Annotated in this window: 16 protein-coding genes; 8 read left to right on the top strand and 8 right to left on the bottom strand. The window is 42.8% G+C overall.

Annotated features, from left to right (window positions below; all coding sequences use genetic code 11):
* Positions 1-39 precede the first annotated feature (39 nt).
* Positions 40-669, bottom strand: a complete 630-nt coding sequence (locus AC1D0K_RS17990; RefSeq protein WP_477390904.1) for a nitroreductase family protein — start codon at positions 667-669, stop codon at positions 40-42.
* 65 nt (positions 670-734) lie between these two features.
* Positions 735-2,984, bottom strand: coding sequence for a transglycosylase domain-containing protein (locus AC1D0K_RS17985; protein WP_477390902.1), 2,250 nt, complete (start codon positions 2,982-2,984; stop codon positions 735-737).
* 118 nt (positions 2,985-3,102) lie between these two features.
* On the opposite strand from AC1D0K_RS17985, the gene AC1D0K_RS17980 reads away from it, so the two are divergent.
* The 3 genes from AC1D0K_RS17980 (at position 3,103) to AC1D0K_RS17970 (ending at position 5,336) form a co-directional block, all read left to right on the top strand.
* Entirely contained in the window at positions 3,103-4,188 is a 1,086-nt protein-coding gene (locus AC1D0K_RS17980) for an Mrp/NBP35 family ATP-binding protein (RefSeq protein WP_477441495.1), read from the top strand.
* A 129-nt stretch (positions 4,189-4,317) separates the two neighbouring features.
* Positions 4,318-4,596 carry a NifU family protein gene (locus tag AC1D0K_RS17975; RefSeq protein WP_295720776.1) on the top strand — a complete coding sequence of 93 codons (279 nt, stop codon included), beginning with the start codon at positions 4,318-4,320 and terminating at the stop codon, positions 4,594-4,596.
* A gap of 113 nt (positions 4,597-4,709) precedes the next feature.
* Complete coding sequence (locus tag AC1D0K_RS17970) at positions 4,710-5,336, top strand: hypothetical protein (RefSeq protein WP_477390897.1); 627 nt, start codon at positions 4,710-4,712, stop codon at positions 5,334-5,336.
* A gap of 76 nt (positions 5,337-5,412) precedes the next feature.
* Here the strand turns inward: AC1D0K_RS17970 and def are convergent, their stop codons facing one another.
* A complete protein-coding gene (gene def, locus AC1D0K_RS17965) occupies positions 5,413-5,985 on the bottom strand; it encodes a peptide deformylase (RefSeq protein WP_295720778.1) in 573 nt (190 codons plus the stop codon).
* Between the two features lie 20 nt (positions 5,986-6,005).
* Entirely contained in the window at positions 6,006-7,283 is a 1,278-nt protein-coding gene (locus AC1D0K_RS17960; RefSeq protein WP_477390894.1) for a M16 family metallopeptidase, read from the bottom strand.
* Between the two features lie 96 nt (positions 7,284-7,379).
* Here AC1D0K_RS17960 and hpt point away from each other — a divergent pair, with 96 nt between their 5' ends.
* Positions 7,380-7,919 (top strand): hypoxanthine phosphoribosyltransferase, encoded by a 540-nt coding sequence (hpt, locus tag AC1D0K_RS17955; protein WP_477390892.1) that lies wholly within the window; start codon positions 7,380-7,382, stop codon positions 7,917-7,919.
* A gap of 222 nt (positions 7,920-8,141) precedes the next feature.
* A complete protein-coding gene (locus tag AC1D0K_RS17950; protein WP_477390890.1) occupies positions 8,142-9,359 on the top strand; it encodes an IS4 family transposase in 1,218 nt (405 codons plus the stop codon).
* Positions 9,360-9,979: 620 nt separating this feature from the next.
* Here the strand turns inward: AC1D0K_RS17950 and mfd are convergent.
* Positions 9,980-13,333: a transcription-repair coupling factor gene (mfd, locus tag AC1D0K_RS17945; RefSeq protein WP_477390888.1), complete on the bottom strand. Its 3,354-nt coding sequence runs from the start codon at positions 13,331-13,333 to the stop codon at positions 9,980-9,982.
* A 158-nt stretch (positions 13,334-13,491) separates the two neighbouring features.
* Here mfd and AC1D0K_RS17940 point away from each other — a divergent pair, with 158 nt between their 5' ends.
* The 3 genes from AC1D0K_RS17940 (at position 13,492) to AC1D0K_RS17930 (ending at position 14,733) form a co-directional block, all read left to right on the top strand.
* The gene (locus tag AC1D0K_RS17940; RefSeq protein ID WP_295721051.1) at positions 13,492-13,899 is read left to right on the top strand and encodes a DUF4199 domain-containing protein; all 408 of its coding nucleotides are present in this window, start codon (positions 13,492-13,494) and stop codon (positions 13,897-13,899) included.
* 46 nt (positions 13,900-13,945) lie between these two features.
* Positions 13,946-14,200, top strand: coding sequence for a DUF2752 domain-containing protein (locus AC1D0K_RS17935; protein WP_477390908.1), 255 nt, complete (start codon positions 13,946-13,948; stop codon positions 14,198-14,200).
* A gap of 170 nt (positions 14,201-14,370) precedes the next feature.
* Entirely contained in the window at positions 14,371-14,733 is a 363-nt protein-coding gene (locus AC1D0K_RS17930; RefSeq protein WP_295721052.1) for a TM2 domain-containing protein, read from the top strand.
* A 149-nt stretch (positions 14,734-14,882) separates the two neighbouring features.
* Here the strand turns inward: AC1D0K_RS17930 and AC1D0K_RS17925 are convergent, their stop codons facing one another.
* The 3 genes from AC1D0K_RS17925 to AC1D0K_RS17915 all read right to left on the bottom strand — a co-directional run bounded on the left by AC1D0K_RS17925 (position 14,883) and on the right by AC1D0K_RS17915 (position 19,494).
* The gene (locus AC1D0K_RS17925) at positions 14,883-16,535 is read right to left on the bottom strand and encodes a M28 family metallopeptidase (RefSeq protein WP_477390885.1); all 1,653 of its coding nucleotides are present in this window, start codon (positions 16,533-16,535) and stop codon (positions 14,883-14,885) included.
* 57 nt (positions 16,536-16,592) lie between these two features.
* Positions 16,593-18,005 carry a glycosyl hydrolase 53 family protein gene (locus AC1D0K_RS17920; RefSeq protein WP_477390883.1) on the bottom strand — a complete coding sequence of 471 codons (1,413 nt, stop codon included), beginning with the start codon at positions 18,003-18,005 and terminating at the stop codon, positions 16,593-16,595.
* Positions 18,006-18,138: 133 nt separating this feature from the next.
* On the bottom strand, positions 18,139-19,494 hold the full coding sequence (locus AC1D0K_RS17915; RefSeq protein WP_477390881.1) for an APC family permease: 1,356 nt from the start codon (positions 19,492-19,494) through the stop codon (positions 18,139-18,141).
* Between the last annotated feature and the right edge of the window lie 102 nt (positions 19,495-19,596).

Here is a 19,596-nt window from a genome sequence, read left to right as displayed (position 1 = left end):
CCACACAATCAACCATTCACTCAATCAACCATCCACAAATTATACGTGAATAAACAATTCACTTTTTGGTCTGCGTACTTTAATCATTTTGCTATAAACATCATCTTCTGCGCGGAAACCAACAGCAGCGATAACGGAAGTGGTTAATCCTTTTTCTTTCAGGCCCAATATTTCATCAAATTGTGCTGCATCAAAACCTTCCATAGGGCCGGCATCAATTCCTAATTCAGCTGCTTCTGAAACCAATACACCTAAAGCGACGTAAGTTTGCTTGTGCGACCATGCCAATTTTTGATCATCGGTTCGGCTGCTTAATGTTCCTAAAATCATTTGCTCAAAACCTTCAAGGCTGGCACGGTCAACACTGCGGGTATCGGCAACAAGATCGATAAACTTTTTACCAAAGGCTTCATCTAACGTTGTTAAAGAGGCAAAAACAAACAATGCGGATGCATCGGTGATCTGGGGTTGATTATATGCGGCCGCGCGCAATTTTGCCCTGGTTTCCGGATCCTGAACAACAATAACTTTAAATGATTGCAGGCCATACGATGAGGGGGCCAGCTGGATAGCGCTTTGTAACTGATCTAACTGTTCGGCACTTATTTTTTTAGATGGGTCGAATTTTTTAACAGCGGCCCTCTTTTGTAAATTTTCTACTAATGACATGATTTTATTAATTGCTTAAACAAAAATAGATGTTTAAACATTTAAATAAGTCATGCTATCGTAAACTAAAGCTGAGCCTTATCTTTCAGTTCCTGCTCCTTGTCTTTTTCTTCCTGCTTTAACCTGCGCTTTTCTACCCGGATATCTTTACGGGTTTTGCCAGCAGTGTCAATATGCTCTTCTCTGTTCTTGTAATCCAGCTTAAGGGCCTCAATTTGCTCTTTTAATTTTTCTTTGGCGGTTTTTTCCTTTTGCTTTTCCTTTTCTTCCTGCTTCTGGGCGGTTGTATCTTTCTTGCCAAATAAACGTTGCAGAAAGTTAGGTTTTTTCACGGGCTCTTCAATTACCGGCAAAACTTCATTGTCATCTCCGCCCTGTTTCATCAGGCTATCTGCTTTTGCGGTATCAATTGGCGCAATGGTTTGCCTCAAGCCCTCCCGCAGGCGTACACCATAAAAGCCATAAGCGCTGGTATCACGTTGTGTAAGTCCTTTGCCAGCCATTAGCCTGCCTATCAGGTTAAAGTATCCATGAAGCCCCGGTCGCAGCGTTCCATCGGGTTGAAAGGCGTATAAACCTCCTTTAGGGTATGGTACAATACTGGCCAGGAAAATACTTTCGCCCAGGTTGAGCTCAGATGGCGACTTGCCAAAGTAAAAATGCGATGCCTCTGATATGCCATATATATTGCGGCCCCATTCAATAATGTTAAGATAAACTTCCAGCATCCTGTTCTTATTCATGATGTGGTTGTTTTCAATCATCCATACAATCAGGATCTCCTCAATTTTACGGGCGAGGGTTTTTTCGCGGCTTAAAAAAGCGTTTTTAACCAGTTGCATGGAAATGCCGCTACCGCCGCGTTTAAATTTCTTTGTCTTAAAGTCGGTGGCCAATGATTTGCGGAAAGCTTCCTCAACAAAGCCATGGTTGGTATAAAAGGATGGATCCTCGGCCGTCATCACCGCGTTGCGAAGATCAGGGGCGATTTCATTAAGGGGAGTAAACTCCGGGTTCTCGGGCCCGATCAGGTGCGGAGCCATCGGTTTTCCCTTTTCATAGGGCGTGTGTACAAAGGGGCTGTTCAGCTTGGTTAGGTCTGTTTTGCCATATTTCACAATTCTGAAACCATCCTTACTCAGCCGCGAATCAAACTGGAGGTCATCTGGTTTTGATGAATCCATGTAAAAGTTCATGGCGTAATTTAGTTTACCTGCAACCTCTATCCCGTCTAAAGCGTCAAACATTCCATGGGGGAAGGCATCGAAAATATCGGTGGCATTAAGCCAGCCTGTATTTATTTTAAGCTCATAAATTTTAACAGGGTTAAGCGTGTATTTGATAAATGGCCTGGCAGTTAGCTTTTTAATATGTATCATGGATGAGCTATCAACAGATACATAATTACTACCTACAAAAACGTTGGCATCAATGGCTGCGTCAGGAAACACAATATCGCCCGACGATAACGCCGGGTGGTTAATCAATAAATTATGAACCGCCCATGAGCCGTATATTTTAGTTTCGCCGCCGCCATGTTCAACCTTGGTTAGTTTGGTGCTTATGGTATCGAAATTTAACTTAAGCTTTAGCTTTTTCTCAATGATGGGCAGTTCAACCTTGGTGCCATCTGCGTAAAGCTTTACATCTATATTTTTATCTGATGGGTGCATTTTGCCATCAATATGCCAGGTTGCCGCGCCATTATCAACGTCAATGGTCGATTTAAGATTTCCATCTTTAATGATCGCCGTTTTTGCAAGCAGTTTTACCTTGTTGCTGTCATCCTTAAAGCTTATTGAAAAATTATTGAGTGTTAAGTTATCCGGTATTTTGTATAATACTTCGTTAACCAGATTATTAGCCAGTACGCTCAGATCTACTTTTTGTGTTGTTGATGTGGTATCTATTTTCTTTTTAAACAGAAAATCGAAATTTTTCACTCCTTTTATGCTGGTAAGGTTGATGAATCCATCCTGTAATAAAACATCAGATAATTTTATCTCGCCTATAACCAGGGGCATTAATTTAACACTTACTACAAGATTTTTAATATTAAGCAGGCTATCACGCTGTTCTGGTACTATGCTGACATCTGAAAAGGATACCGTACTGGTGCCGGTAAAATGGGCCGAACCTATTTTTACATCTAAATTATAATCGCGCTTTGCTTTTGCAGTAGCTTTGTCAATAGCGCTTTTAAGCAGGGCTTCGCGTTTTGAATAGGCAACATATCCGCCTATAATAAATATAAGTAATAAGGGGATCAGGATAAATGCGGCAATACGTATATATTTAGGGTTGAGGCGCTTCATGTGTAAATTTTTCCAAAACTAAACTAATTCTTATCCCCTGCAAACGGTTGTTTATGCAAATTGTTTCCCTGGCAACCACAAAACAATCACCTGTTTTTATAAATTTGTGCGTAATAATATGATAATCACTAAAGAACAAGTTTTACAAGCACTGGGTAATGTTGAAGAGCCAGATCTGAAAAAAGACCTGGTTACCCTCAACATGATACAGGATATACATATTGATGGTAACAATGTTAACTTCTCTGTTATATTAACAACACCGGCTTGCCCGCTAAAAGCATTAATAGAAAATGCCTGCCGTAATGCTATCGCTTACTTTATAAGTAAGGAAGCTGTGGTAAGTATTAACATGACTTCGAGAGTTACTACTCAGAAAAACACAGGCGTGCCCGGGGTTAAAAATATTATCGCTGTAGCATCGGGTAAAGGCGGTGTAGGTAAATCAACCGTTGCGGTAAACCTTGCTCTTGGCCTTGCACATGCTGGGGCAAAAGTAGGGTTGATAGATGCCGATATTTACGGGCCATCAATACCCATTATGTTTGGCCTGGAAGGTGTTCGTCCGCAGGCCAGTGTTGTGGATGGTAAAACCCGTATCGAACCTATTCAGAAATATGGTATTAAGTTATTATCGATAGGCTTTTTTACCGATCCTAACCAACCGGTGCCATGGCGGGGTCCGATGGTATCAACAGCGGTTAAACAATTATTTAATGATGCTGATTGGGGCGAACTGGATTACCTGGTAATAGATCTTCCGCCGGGAACGGGCGATATTCATATCACTGTTACGCAAACATTTCCGGTTACGGGGGCTGTTATTGTAACAACGCCGCAAAACGTTGCGCTGGCAGATGCTAAAAAGGGGATAGGGATGTTTATGATGCCTGCCATTAATGTACCTATATTGGGAGTGGTTGAAAACATGTCGTACTTTACGCCTGCCGAGCTTCCGGATAACAAGTATTATATTTTTGGCAAAGGCGGAGGGCAAAAGCTGGCTCAGCAACTGGATGTTCCATTTTTAGGGGAGATTCCGTTGATTAAAAGTATCAGTGACTCTGGTGATGCCGGTACTCCCGCAATATTGGAAGAAAATGGTGCGATGACTGATGCTTTCATAAATATGGCACAGCGTGTGGCCCAGCAGGTAGCTATTTCAAATGCAAAGGCATTGGGAAATGAAGCCATAGTGAGTTAGAATAAAATAGCCGCTGACAATATATGAAGGGGCAAAAATGGTGATATTTGTATGGCATAGCATGCAAATATTGGAAGATAGATTATAGCAAATTATTAATAACTTTACTTTAGTTATAAATTAGTAAAAATGAGTTTATTAAGTCAGGTTGAAACAGCTTTAGATACAATTCGTCCGTATTTGGAAGCTGATGGCGGGAATGTTTCTGTTGAAGAGATCACCCCTGAGGGTGTTGTTAAATTGAAGTTGTTAGGTTCGTGCGGATCATGCCCTATGAGCATCATGACCCTTAAGGCAGGCATTGAAGAGGCAATTAAAAAGGCGGTACCTGAAATTACTTCAATTGAAGCTATAAACCTTACAGATATTGATGATCCTAACGCTGTACTGCCAGAAAATTTAAGATAGTGTTAAGTATTGTTAAATGCTGTTTATATTTACTGCATTAACGTATTTTTGAGCAATGTTTTGAAACCTTTCCCCGTTATTAAAACAATAAATGGCGGAAAAGAGACAGGTATATGAAATATTTAGTTGTTATATTTTTATTGTTTGCATCGGCAGCTACATTTGCGCAAAGCCACAATGAAAGGCCGGTTGTGCAATTTACGGGTGTTGTACATAATGCTGATAGCGCGAGCGTTATTGTGCCTTATGTTACCATTACCAACACATCATCTCACAACCAGGTTAACTTAAGTAACTATAAAGGCTATTTTTCTTTTGTGGCGCATGAGCAGGATACCTTGCGCTTTACCTGCGTAGGCTATGGACCGGTTGCTGTTGTGATACCGGCCAATCTTTCCGGTAAAAGCTATACCCTGCAGGTAGGCCTAATACCACAAATTATTAACCTGCCGGCATTTCACGTATTTCCGTGGGCTACTACAGATGAATTCAGGAAAGATTTTTTAGCTATAAAACTTGCAGATGATGACCTGGAAATAGCACGTAAAAATATCAGTAAAGCAACTCTTAGCGCTCTGTATAATACCCTGCCAAGAGACGCCCAGGAAATTCAATCGGCAAACGCGCAAAGTATGCATACCAGCATCCTCAATTCGCACTCGTTAACGCCCAATCCTTTGCTAAACCCGCTTGCCTGGGGAAGCCTGATCAAACAAATATCCGACGCGGATAGTAAGTAGGCTTAAGATTTATTTGTTCTTGAAGAATAGGAATGTAAAAAGGCCCTTCGGTAATTAAATTCGAGGGCCTTCATATTTAGCGGCCTTTTTTAACCGCCGGGAACTTCATTTTGTAGTCAACGTTAACTACACCCCTTGAAATGTCTTTCAGTCTTTTTTCAATTAGTCTTTTACGCAGGGGGCTCAACTTATCTGTAAATAGTTTTCCTTCAATATGATCGTATTCATGCTGGATAATGCGTGCAGCCATACCTCTAAAGGTTTCCTCATGGTGCTTCCAGTTTTCATCGTAGTAGGATATCTTCACTACCGGTTTGCGGTAAACATCCTCGCGGATATCAGGAATACTAAGGCATCCCTCATTAAAGCCCCATTCTTCTCCGCTTTCTTCTATAATATCGGCATTCATAAATACCTTTTTAAAATCTTTCAGCTCCGGCTCTTCATCGTCAAAAACAGTAGCATCAACCACAAATAAACGCATAGACATACCAATCTGCGGCGCAGCCAGGCCAACACCACGGGCAGCATACATGGTCTCGAACATGTTATTTACAAGTTCTTTTATGTGAGGATATTCTTCCGGCTCAAAAGCGGTAGCTTTTTTTCTTAAAACAGGGTCTCCGTAAGCGATGATAGGGTACTTCATTTTGCAAAAATACAGGTTTATTATTTAGGCTCAAACTTCAATGTAATTAGCCTGTCATTATCAAATATTTCGTTGCTTATTTCCAGCAATTGATCGGCCGTTACTGCATTTATTTTAGCAAAAATCTCCTCTAAGGTTTCAATATGGTTAAAATCGAGCAGGCTTTTGGCCATGGATATAATCAGGCTGAGCCGGTTTTCTTCTGCCAATGCAATCTGGCCAATAAATTTCTGCTTGGCCTGGTGTAATTGCAAGGAGCCCAGCTTTTGTTCGCGCAGTTTTTTTAATTCTTTATGAACAAGTTTTGCCGCTTTCTCTGCCTTTTCAGTGTCGGTTCCAAAATAGATAGAAAAGATACCGGTATCAGTAAAAGGGGTATAGTTAGATTCAATGGTGTAGGCAATGCCATACTTCTCACGGATCTCTAAATTAAGCCGGCTGCTCATTCCCATTCCGCCCAACAGGTTGTTTAGCAACAGTAATCCATTTTTATATTGATGCGATGAGGCGTAGGCCTGGTTACCTATAATGCAATGCGTTTGCGAAATAGGTTTTTTGACTATAAGTAGCCCGCTTTTATTATCTTGTGGTTTTATCCTGTTTTTTTGGGGCTGATGTGCCTCAATGCTGCCAAAGTATTTTTCGGCCAGCTTAACAACTTTTTTAAATTCATAATTACCATGTACCGCAAATATCATTTCGGATGTACTGTAGTTGGCTTTAATAAAAGCACGCATATCGCCACTACTCATCCGTCCCACGGTTTCGGGCGTACCTAAAATATTCTTGCCGATGGGCTCATCTTTAAATAGCAACTCTTCAAAATCATCCTGGATAGCTTCTTCGGGCTGATCAAGGTAAGAGGCAATTTCATCAAGGATAACGCCCCGTTCCTTTTCCTGCTCGTCCTCCGGGAAGGTGGAATGGAACAGGATATCCTCAAAGAGGTCTATAGCACGTTCCAAATGCTGGTTTAGCAGCGAGGCATGTATACAGGTATATTCTTTGGTGGTGTAGGCGTTTAAATCTGCACCCACCAATTCCAACCTGTTTAAAATTTGGTTGGTGTTGCGCCTTTCGGTTTCCTTAAACAATAAATGCTCAATAAAATGAGCAAGGCCTTCCTGCTGGTTTTCTTCATCGCGTGAGCCGGCGTTTACTATAAAGCAACAATGCGTTATGGCAAAGGGCGATGGCTTAAACAAAATGCGAATGCCATTGGGTAAGGTATGGGCCTGGTAGTCGATCATATGGAGGTGCAAAGATAACGTTATATATGTTACAATTATTTTACGCATGATTTGTTAGTGATTTTAGTACTTTAGTATGTTGAAGCAACTGCGTAAAGCATTAAAACGATACTTGTTATTACATATACCCCTTAAAACAGATCAATGAAAATTAAAATTGCAGACCTTGAGTTTGAGCCCCTGATTAACGCCGAAACAATTGAAGAACGCGTAAAAACAATAGGTTTACAGCTAAATGCCGACTTTGAAAACAGTGTACCCGTAATTGTTGGTGTACTTAACGGGAGCTTTTTATTTATAGCCGACCTTATAAAACAAATATCTATCCCCTGCGAAATCGCCTTTACTAAACTCGCCTCATACTATGGCGGCACCACAAGCCAGCTTAAAATTCGCGACGATATAGATTTGATAGTTGACATAAAAGGCCGCGACGTACTTATTATTGAGGATATTGTTGATACAGGCAATACCCTGCACTACCTTATTGATAAACTTAAACAGCGCGAGCCGGCATCTATTAAAGTGTGTTCGCTACTTCTTAAACCCGCCGCCCTGCAAAAAAACATAGACGAGCTTAAATATGTAGGCTTCGAGATTGAGAACGAATTTGTGGTAGGCTATGGCCTTGATTACCAGGAAATGGGCAGGAATTTGAGAGATATTTATAAGAAGGTGGATTAATCTGATTTCGGAATTGGGATGTTTGATTTTGGATTTGCTTTCCATAAAAAAACGCGATACTATGATACCAAAACGTATTCTGGGGTGTCAAAAAAGCTTTTTGTCATCCTTCACTGCAGTGCACTGTTGTCCGGTAAACGAATTTTTTGAAAAAAAGTAAGGGGTAGCTAAAAGCCACCCCTTTTGTGTTGATATTAGAGTTACCACACTTTAATAACCAACATGGGCAAAAGTACTTTTTTTACCGGACAGCCGATATTAAATCAGCTGCTGAATTTGATAGATCGCAGCTCTGTAAAGACTTTAGCCCGCGCCGGACAGCATGATCGTTATTACCGCTATTTCGACACCTATACACATTTGGTAACGATGTTGTATTGCGTGCTTAATAAGTGTGCCAGCAGCCGGGAAGTAGTTAGCGGAATGCAAGCCTGCTGCCATAAACTGCAACATACAGGTATCAAAAAAGCCCCGGTAAGAAGCACATTATGCGATGCTAATATGAAACGATCTTGCAAGGTCTTCGAGTTGATTTATGAACAACTTTACCGGAATTGCAGGCATCTTTTACCGGACAGCCGGACTGGACTACAGCCTAAACTATATATAGCAGACTCCTCTACTATTACTTTATTTCAGCAAATACTCAAAGCCCCGAGTCCGGGAAAAATGAATGGAAAAAGGAAAGGCGGCATTAAGGTCCATACACTAATGGATGCCGCCAATGATGTTGCTATACAGATTAATTTCACAGCTGCAAGTGCCAATGATATGACCTTTCTAAAAGAGATTAATCTCGATGCAGGTTCATTTATAGTGTTTGATAAAGGCTACGTTGATTATAGTCAATACCAGCGGCTTGATAACGAAGGTGTGTCTTTCGTTACCCGGCAAAGAAAAGGGGCAAGTTATACGGAAACTGGCACAAACCCAATTAGTGCCGAAGAAATGGAAGCCGGTGTAAGGGCTGACCGGATGATTACTTTAGGTACCAGGACGCACCGTAAAAAGGTTAAACTTAAAAGCAGACTGATTACCTTTTTTGATAGGGAAAAGTCGAGGGAGTTTGAGTTTCTGACCAACAATCTCACCTTAGCAGCACTGGAAATAGCTGATCTTTATAAAAAGCGCTGGCAGATCGAAACATTGTTTAAAAGAATCAAACAAAACTTCCCGCTCAAATACTTTCTTGGAGATAATGAAAATGCAATTAAGATACAGATTTGGTGTGCCTTTATTGCCGATCTACTTATCAAACTTGTACAGGTACAGCTAAAAAAGCGATGGGCATTCTCTAATCTGAGTTCCATTATCAGGCTGCACCTGATGAGTTATATCCATTTATTCGATTTTCTCAATAATCCGGAAAAGCTGTCTGCTCCCGATAGTCGATCCCCTCAGCTAAAACTGGGGGGCTTAGAAATCGGATTTAAAACCTAAACCGTTAAAACATACACTAATCAGCATCTTTTCTTGATTAGCCAATCTTTACCGGACAACAGTGAACGCAGTGAAGGATCTGTTATTCACTATGCTTGTTCGCCCGGTACAGTCTGCGAATAGATCCTTCGTTCCTGCCCATGACGTATTGAATTTTGAGGCTTGTCGGCCTGTTAGTCTGAGCCTGTCGAAGACTCGCGCGGAGAGGCCTTTGCCCGCTATCCTTCGACAGGCTCAGGATGACAGCCAGTTTTGTTACGTCATTTCCCCTTCAGAGGCCACCGGATTTTACCACTCTGGATGACAAACCTTGTAAAACGTCATTTTCCACCTTTAGAATTTCCCGAATTTTATCAACTACTCATAACGTCTTTTGAAGAAAAAGCTTTTTGTCATCCTGAACGATAGTGAAGGATCTACTCCCCGCCGTGTTTCTTTGCCCTGTACAGTCTGTAAATAGATCCTTCGTACCTCAGGATGACAAGACTTTTAAAGCGTTGTTTTCTCTTCAGAATTTTGCAAATTTTATACCTCTTACTGCAATGAGGTGGGTACATTGAAATTTGAGTTGATAGTCAGATATTTGGGATGGGATGCCTTTTTGCTGGCAGCCCTCTTATTTACGCCCCAACCAGCCCCGCCATCTCATTCAAAAACAGCAACGCCTGGTCAATGCTATGTACACCTTCAACGCTAAGGCGCAAAGTGTTTTTAACTTCTTTTAAATTGGTGCGGCGTGGGTTGCCTTGCACAAAAGCCAAAACGTTATGGAACGCCTCTGTTTCAAAATAGGTTGATTGCTGGTCGGTAATGAAGTAGCCGCGTAATACATTCTTTTTTAAGGAGATCTTTTCAAAGCCAATAGCTTTCCCCATCCACTGCAGGCGCATGGTATTCAGCAAATCATGTACCTGTGGCGGTATCGGCCCAAAACGATCATGCAACTGCTGCTGAAAGGCTGATAATTCAACCTCAGATTCCAGCTTGGATAGTTCGGTGTATAGGTTATATCGCTCGGCTATATTGGTTACGTATTCATCAGGAATTAATATCTCCTGGTCGGTATCTATTTGGGTAAAGGAGATGTATGGCCTTGGCTTATCATCGGGGAAAACGCCTTTAAACTCATCATCCTTTAATTCCTGGATAGCTTCATCCAATATCTTGTGATACATTTCGAAGCCTATTTCGGCAATAAAGCCGCTTTGCTCGGCACCAAGCAGGTTTCCGCTGCCGCGGATGTCCAGATCGCGCATGGCTACGTTAAAGCCGCTGCCCAGGTCACTAAACTCTTCAATGGCGCTCAGGCGTTTGCGGGCCTCGCTGGTAAGCGTTGACAAAGGAGGGCTCAACAGGTAGCAATAGGCTTTTTTGTTGCTCCTGCCCACGCGTCCGCGCATTTGGTGCAGATCGCTCAGGCCAAACATATGAGCGTAGTTAATGATGATGGTATTGGCGTTGGGAATATCCAGGCCGGCCTCAATAATAGTGGTGGCTACCAACACATCATATTCATGATTCACAAACTTTAGCATCACATCTTCCAGCGCATCGCCTTCTAACTGCCCGTGGGCAATCCCAATACGGGCTTTAGGCACCAGTTTACGGATCATTCCACCCAACTGCGGCAGATCGGCAACGCGGTTGTGAATAAAGAAGATCTGCCCGTCGCGCTCAATCTCAAATTCAACGGCCTCTTTTATAAGTTTATCATTAAACACATGTAGTTCGGTAACTACAGGCTGCCTGTTTGGCGGAGGCGTTGATATGATAGAAAGGTCACGTGCGCCCATCAGCGAGAAATGCAGCGTACGGGGTATAGGTGTAGCGGTAAGCGTAAGCGTATCTACATTGGCGCGCATTTGTTTCAGCTTCTCTTTGGTTGATACGCCAAACTTCTGCTCTTCGTCAATGATCATTAACCCCAAATCCTTAAACTTTACGTCCTTACTCACCAGGCGGTGTGTGCCTATGATGATATCTACCTTGCCATCCTTCAGCTTATCTAAGGTATCCTTGATCTGTCTGCTGGTTTTAAACCGGTTGATGTAGTCAATATTAGCCGGGAAGCCCTTTAGTCTATCGGTAAATGTTTTGTAATGCTGGGCTGCTAAAATAGTGGTAGGTACCAATATGGCTACCTGTTTGCTATCGGCAACGGCTTTAAATGCCGCGCGAATGGCAACCTCTGTTTTACCAAAGCCCACGTCGCCGCATATTAACCTATCCATAGGATGCGGTGATTCCATATCCTTTTTAAAATCGGCAGTAGCTTTCTCCTGGTCTGGGGTATCCTCATAAATGAAGGATGCTTCAAGTTCGGTTTGCAGGTAACTATCGGGCGAAAAGGCATTACCATGCTGTGCTTTACGCAGTGCATAAAGCTTGATCAGATCGCGGGCGATGTCTTTAACTTTTTTTTTTGTAGTTTTTTTAAGTCTCTCCCAGGTATCGGTACCCAATTTGTTCATTTTGGGTACTGTACCCTCCTTACCGCTGTATTTGGAAATACGGTTAAGCGAGTTGATGTTTACGTAAAGCAAGTCGTTATCGGCATATATCAACCGAATCATTTCCTGTTGTTTGCCGTTAACTTCCACTTTTTCCAGGCCGGCGTATTTGCCAATGCCATGGTCAATATGGGTTACGTAATCGCCGGGTTTAAGGTCGCGCAGTTCTTTCAGGGTGATAGCCTGCGAACGCTGGTAACCTTTTTTGAGCTTATATTTATAATAACGATCAAAAATCTGGTGGTCGGTATAGCAGGCCAGTTTTTGCTCCTGGTCCACAAAGCCTTCCCTTATCGAAATGCTTACCGGGGTAAATTTTGCTGTTTTATCCAGGTCATCCAAAATGGCATAAAGCCTTTCTACCTGCCTGGAAGAGTCGGTAAGGATAAAGTTTTGAATCTTCTCCGTCTCGTTATTTTTAAAATTATGGATAAGCAGCGTAAAATCTTTATTAAAAGATGGCTGCGGACGCATATCAAAATTGATGGCTGCGCTTGGCTGATAAAAAAATTGTTTGCCAAATTCAACAACCGGGAAATCATGCAGCTGATCGGCAATCAGTTTCTCGTCTGTAAAACCAAATTTAGGGTCTATCCAGTCCGGGTTCTGCGTTTTTTCATCTGCTGATAGCGCCTTCCATAAATTGGTTGCCTTTTTAAAACCGCTTTGGATAATATCCAGCGTAAACTGTACATCTTTTATCCAAATCTGCGTGCCTGCATCCACATATTCTAACAGGGAGATATTGTTTTCTGTTAAAAATTTAGATTGCACATTGGGCACAATAGTGATGGTTTTTACCTGCTCAACAGATAGCTGGCTTTCAATCTCAAACGTGCGGATAGATTCGATAAAATCGCCAAAGAACTCTACACGGTAGGGCAGGTTATGCGAAAACGAGAAAATGTCAACAATGCCGCCTCTTACAGAAAACTGGCCTGGTTCGTAAACAAAGTCAACCCGGTCAAAATCGTATTCAATTAAAAACTCATTAATAAAATCGATACTTAGCTTATTGCTAACGGCAATCTCGAGTGTGTTTTTTTCAAGGGATGCCCGGTCTATCACCTTTTCGGCAAGTGCTTCGGGGTAGGTAACAATCAGCTGACCAAACTCAGACGAATGGTTAAGCTCATTCAATACTTCGGCACGGGCAAGCACGTTGCTGCTATCGGGCTGGGTAAATTCAAATGGCTTGCGGTATGATGAGGGGAAAAGTAACACCTCTTTACCGGTGAGGTTCTCCAGGTCGGCCTGGAAATAGCCGGCCTCTTCGCGTTCGGGCAATACAAACACCATGTGTTTGTGCTGTAAAAAATACAATGCTACCGCCATGGCCGCATCACTTGACCCGACTAAACCACGAAGTTGTACCCTTGGATTTTTGGAAGCATTAAGCGCGGTGGCCAATGCCTTAATCCGGTCATCAACTTTATATCTATCTAATATATCACGGATGTTCAAACTGCTGCAAATGTACGCAAAAAAGCCCTTTTTAATAAATCCTTATAAATTGTATAAATCAATGCAAACAATATGCAGATTTAATTACTTTTTAATTATAAATTCAAGGAATATTTCCTCGGAATTCGACCTAAATTTTCAACTAAAATTAAATCATCATGAAGAATGCAGTTTTATGGGGTGGCTTTATTGGCGTATTAAGTATTATCTGGATGTTTGTTTCGCACTCCATGGGGGTAACGCCGCTTAAGGATACCGTGGCCCCATTTGAATATTTTTCGGTCCTGATCCCTGCGGCCGGGTTGTTTATTGGCATCTGGAGCTATCGTAAAACCGATTGTAAAGGCCAGATGGGCTTTTTAGAAGCATTGATACAAAGCTTTAAGATACTAATTGCGGGGGGGGCAATAACCGTTTTTGGGGCCATATTGTATTTTAGCTACGTGTCAACAGACAATACCCTGCGTGACTTCTCGGGCCGCATATTCGGAGCCCTGCTGGTTGGTGTATTATTGGCGTTTGCAGTATCTTTACTGTTCACCAATAAATCAAATAAAGTTGATTAAACAGCTTTTTTCAAAATACTTTGAGCTTGCTTTTTGGATAATCGCGATGTTGTGCCTGGCTTTTACTTCGCCGCAGGCCACATCGCATTTTACTTTATGTCCATTAAAATTATTGGGCGTAACCTGGTGCCCGGGCTGTGGCCTGGGGCATTCTATCATTTACCTGTTTCACGGGCAAATTAAAAACTCTCTTCATGCCCATTGGCTGGGCATACCTGCGGTGCTGGTAATTTTTCACAGGATATATGTGTTAAGTAGCCTCCGTTTTTTTTCTTCAACGCAGAAAAAGTTCACCCGATAGCACAGGTTTTTGTCTCGATTCCTGACGCTAATCTCTTGATTCTATTTTCACCGCCAAAACTCAGTATTTCACCGACTTGTTTCCCCCGCTAACCTATAAGGCGTAGGTGTTTATGGTGTGCAGGCATACCTTTATATCATAAAACAAACACAAACTTAATCTTTAACAAGATGGACTCTTACCCAAACCCATATATGATGTTCGACGGCGTAACTCCCGAAGAATTTGCCTTTTTACAACAGGCCACAGCATCACTGAATGAAAATCAGATAAAATATTTTATGAGCATTTACTACGGCAAGCGCAGAAATCCCCAGGATTTGATGCTGGCTACCTTATTGGGTTTTGTAGGTGCAGCTGGCGTTCAACGTTTTCTTACCGATCAGATAGGTATGGGGTTGCTATACTTTTTCACCGCCGGTTTTTGCTTTATCGGTACCATTGTTGATTTGATCAACTATAAAAACATAGCCAACGAATACAATCAAAAAATGGCTTTTGAAAGTTTCAACATCGTTAAAATGAGCAACTAAGATCCCCATAGAGGGCTTCAGTTTCAACTATATATACAATGAAAAAATCCACCTTCTGTTATGGGGTGGATTTTTTGTTTTTTTAGAAAAGGCCTATCATAGCTCGCCATGACAGACCTTTTTGAAATTGTTTTTCTTGATTCTTTTCTCTACTTTCCCATTGCTTTATCCCTTACGGCCTTAAATTCCGATCCTAGTTTCCAACCGGGGAAGGTGGTTTCGTTACCCAGTTTTGTACCTACCCTGAAAAGGATATCGGCTACCTGGGCCATGCCCGTAGCGTCCATATCGCTGCTGTAGTTATCTGCCTGCTGGTGATAGCGCAGCTCGCTATACTCTTTTTGCTTATCGGCACCGTAGTTTGCTCCCTGCGTTTTGCTGATACTGCCATTGTTGATATCAAGCGCGGGTACGCCAAGTTTGGCAAAGTTAAAATGATCTGACCGGTAATAACTTCCAGAACCCGGTGTCCGGTCGCCAACTACAGTTAGCCCATCCTGTTTGGCAAAATCGGCTACATAATCTTCCAGGTCGTTTTGGCCTTTGCCGGTGATGGCAATATCTTTGGTTTCGCCATAGCTGCCCAATGCGTCCATATTGAGGTCGGCTACAGTTTTATTGAGTGGGTAAACCGGGTGGGTTGCGTAGTATTCTGAACCCAGCAAGCCCTGTTCTTCGCCGGTAACGGCAAGAAAAACAATAGATCGCTGTGGTTTTTCCTTTGCGTTTTTAAATGCTTTGGCTACGCTAATGATAGCGGCCACACCGCTTGCATTATCAACCGCACCGTTATAAATGCTGTCGCCTTTGGCATCCGGCTTGCCAACACCAAGGTGGTCCCAGTGGGCAGTATATAATATATATTCATTAGGCCTTGCGCTACCTTTTAGGGTGCCTATAACATTGCGCGATGTGGAATATTTTAATTTATTGCTGATGGTTAAAGAAATATCCCTGTTTAGCGGGATGGCCTTAAATCCTTTTTGGCGGGCAATGGCGCGGATATCGCCGGTTACACCTGCATCTGCCAGGAGTTTTTTAGCGGCATCTTCGCTCATCCAGCCTTCTACCTTACAGCGGGACATGTGCTTGTCGTTTTGCTGCAGGTAAAGTTTTGCACCTGTGAAACTGTTTTGAACTACTTTCCAGCCATAGCTTGCCGGGGCTATTTGGTGCACAATGATTACACCGGCGGCTCCTTGCCGGGCGGCCTCCTCATATTTATAGGTCCAACGGCCATAATAGGTCATGGTGTCACCTTTGAAAAAGTCGGAATGGCCCGACTTAAATCCAGGATCATTAACCAGCACAATTACAGTTTTACCTTTTACATCTAATCCTGCATAATCATTCCATCCGTATTCTGGTGCAATAACACCATAGCCGGCAAATATCAAAGGCGACTTTTTTAGTTCGAGCGCATTTACTTCCTGGCGGGTTGAGGCTACAAAATCAGTAGTGGCATGCAGGCTCATTGGTGTTTTACCGCCGCTGATCTCCATGGTTTCTGATGGCGTACTGGTGATCTCAACCATTGGCACATCCTGAAAATAACTGCCATTATTGCCCGGCTCTAATCCGGCTTTTTTAAACTCAGAAGAGATGTAGGCAACCGCCTTATTTTCACCCTCTGTAAAGGGTTTGCGGCCCATTAACGAATCGGCTGCTAATACAGCAATCTGTGCTTTAATTTCATCGGGAGTTATCGCCTTTTCTGCTTCCTTCGTTTTGGTATCCTGGCTGCAGCCTGTAAACAAAGCCCCGCCGGTTAGCAGTAAAAAACAAATATGTTTGATGTTCATGAGTGTTGTGTTTTTTCAAATGTAAGTAAATGGAGGCTCATTGTGCAACAGGCCAACTCATGGTTTGATGTTGTACTTTTTAACAATATCGGGGTAAACATCTATCAACGAGTTTGATTTTCCGTCGCGGTCAAATATCTGCTCCCAGGTACTTAATGGTTCCCAAATGAATGAACCAATACCCTTGCCGCCCGGAACGGTGAAGGCAATATCATTAACTTCTTTTTTTAGCTGGGTATACTCTGCAACCATAATCTGCTTGTTGTAGCGTTTGGACAAATCGGCCATGTTGGCTTTTAGGTCATCGGGCGTGCCGTGCCATTTGGGATAATAAGATAAGCCAATTACATCAAAAGGTAAATTACGCGCGGTCATGTTATCCATAAAAAAGCGCGACTCGAGACTTTGCCCACCCAAAGCAATGTGCACCATAATTATTGTTTTTGGGCTAATTGCTTTCACCCCTTTTGTTCCCGCATATATCAACTGAGCCAAACTATCCAGGTTATTGATCTGCCCATCGGGCCATATCATACCGTGGTTTATTTCGTTACCAACCTGTACCATATCGGGCGTGGTGCCCTGGTCCTTCAGTTGCTGCATCACCACGGTGGTGTAATCCTCAACAGACTTTTTCAGGGTTGTAAAATCCTGGCCAACCCACGCTGCCGGTTTGTTTTGCTGCTGCGGATCGGCCCAATAATCGCTGTAATGAAAATCGAGCAGGAGTTTCATGCCTGCGGCTTTAACCCGTTTGGCCATTTGTTTGGTATGTTCCAGGTCGCAAAAGCCTTTATTGGGTGAGTAGCCTTTGGGGCCGGCAGGATCATTAAATATCCGCAAACGGATATAGTTAAAGCCATGCTCCTTTAGTATCTGAATCGCATCTTTTTCAACCCCCTTATCGCTGAACCTGATGCCTTTGGCTTCCAGTTCGGGCAGGAAAGAAATATCAGCCCCTAATATTTTATCTTTTACCGTTTTGGCTATGTATTTGTCATTAGTGACTTTATGGCGCACACCCGGCTGCACCGTATGGATCTCGGTTGAGCCCGTCCATAAGCTATCAGATTTTGCCTCGAATTTTATGTGACCAAGTGAGCGTCCGGCTATCACCTTAACCCAAAGCAGCCCGTTTTTTAAATTAGCCTGAGCTGCGGTATCAGCGATTTTAGCTGTCGCATCTTTTTTATCCAGGGTAGTGATTGCCGCAATATGGGCATCCCCCTGAACCGAAAACCGGATAAGATTGCCTGCCGTTTTTACTTCATTGCCTTTGCTATCAATTACTACCACCTTTATCATGACATCATCGGTGCCGTTGGCCAGCATGGTGGTTTTATAGGGAGTAATCTGAACTTCGGCCGGTTGACCAGCTGGCTTTACGGCTCTGCGACGCTGAGCGGAGGCTGTTGAAACAACAAGCAGCAGGGCTATTACGGTAATACAATTGAAGAAATGCTTTTGCATAGAAATATAGTTGATTGCCTAAAGGTAGCGGTTTTATTGTGCGCCTTACAATTGAGAGAGGTAGCATGAACAACATCGCCGAATTTTTACAATTCAAATAACGGATGATCCAAGGCAAGCAATTGGTGGTTTTTTAGTCTTTTTCCGTTGGATGGGGGCGGGGGAAACTGTTTTTTAAATGGGGCCTGCTCAGTAAAATTATTCGCCATGCTATTTCTGCACTTAGCAATGCGGTTATAGCAAAACCTGCCGCTGTTAACGCTTTTGGCGTGGAAGAAAGCGCGCCACCCAATGCCACACCATAAACTATAAAAGGTAACAAAAGCACAAGGCAGAGGCCCGCTATGCTTAATGGGATACGGAAAGGCCTTTTTTTATCCGGCTCCTTTATACGTAGCTGTACCAGGGCGATGTACTCTAATGACAAGCCGGCGCCATAAACGGTAACATCTATAATGAGCAGATCGGCAAAGGTCCAAAGAATCATGAAGCTTACCACCAATGAACAAATAATGATGGATACATAGGGTGTTTTAAAGCGTTTGTGCAGCTTGTTAAGGCCAGCTGGCAGTAAATGATCCTCGGCCATTACCTGTGGCACGCGAGATACGGATAGTAATACCGCGGCATAAATACCCAGCGTACTTGCCATGCCGCCAATAGCAATTGCTACACCAAGCCATTTCCCGGCAATAAGCACACCTAAAGCAGGGAAACCATTGTTTGTTAAGGTATCGTGATTGATGCCCGATTGCTGGGCTATCCAGGTAATAAAAAAGTAAACAACTATAACCAGGACAAAGGCAATAAACATAGATACCAGGTATGAGCGCACCGGTTTTTCAACCTCCTCTGCATAGGTGGTAATGTTATCCCATCCCAGGCAATTCCACATTACAGTGTACAAAGCCATCCCAAACGACGGAAATGTGAGCCCCTTTAATGATGGGGCGGGGATGGTTAATGGCCCCGAGTGGTGGCGGATTGCCAAAACAATTAAAATTAGCACGGGCGCCAAAACTACGGCGCTTAAAAACAGGCTTACTTTTCCAACAGGTACTATCCCCAATATATTTAATCCTGCTGATGCCCAGATGATGAGCAGGCAAACCGGGACCTGGTACTGCAGTAAAACGGGGTAAAAAAATGAAGCGTATTGTACAAAAAGTACGGGGTATATAGCCAGATCCACAAAGGTGTAAAGCCAGGTCCACCAGCCTTCGTAAAAACCCCAGCGCGTGCCTAAGGCATATTTTACCCATTTGTAATAACCGCCGGTTACCGGCATCATGCTGTTGAGTTCCAATACGGTGAAAATGGCAGGCACATCCCATAAAAGAGGGGTGAGCAGCAGTATGACCAATGCGGCGTGGTCGCCGGCATAGGTTAAAAGCGGCTCCAAACCATAGGGCCCGCCGGATACGGTGAAGAAGACAACAGCAACAAGCTGTACAGGCCTTATCTTTCTTAATGCAGCGGGTGATGGCATAAGGTATAAAAATATAACTTAAGCGGTAATTATTGAAGTTTTGTAAATTTTATTTAAAATGGGCTGAATGTAAGCCTTTTAACGCCCTATTCTACCACTGCT

It is taken from the genome of Mucilaginibacter sp. P1_A3 (genome assembly GCF_056406855.1).
This window is presented reverse-complemented; position numbering and strand designations above follow the sequence as displayed.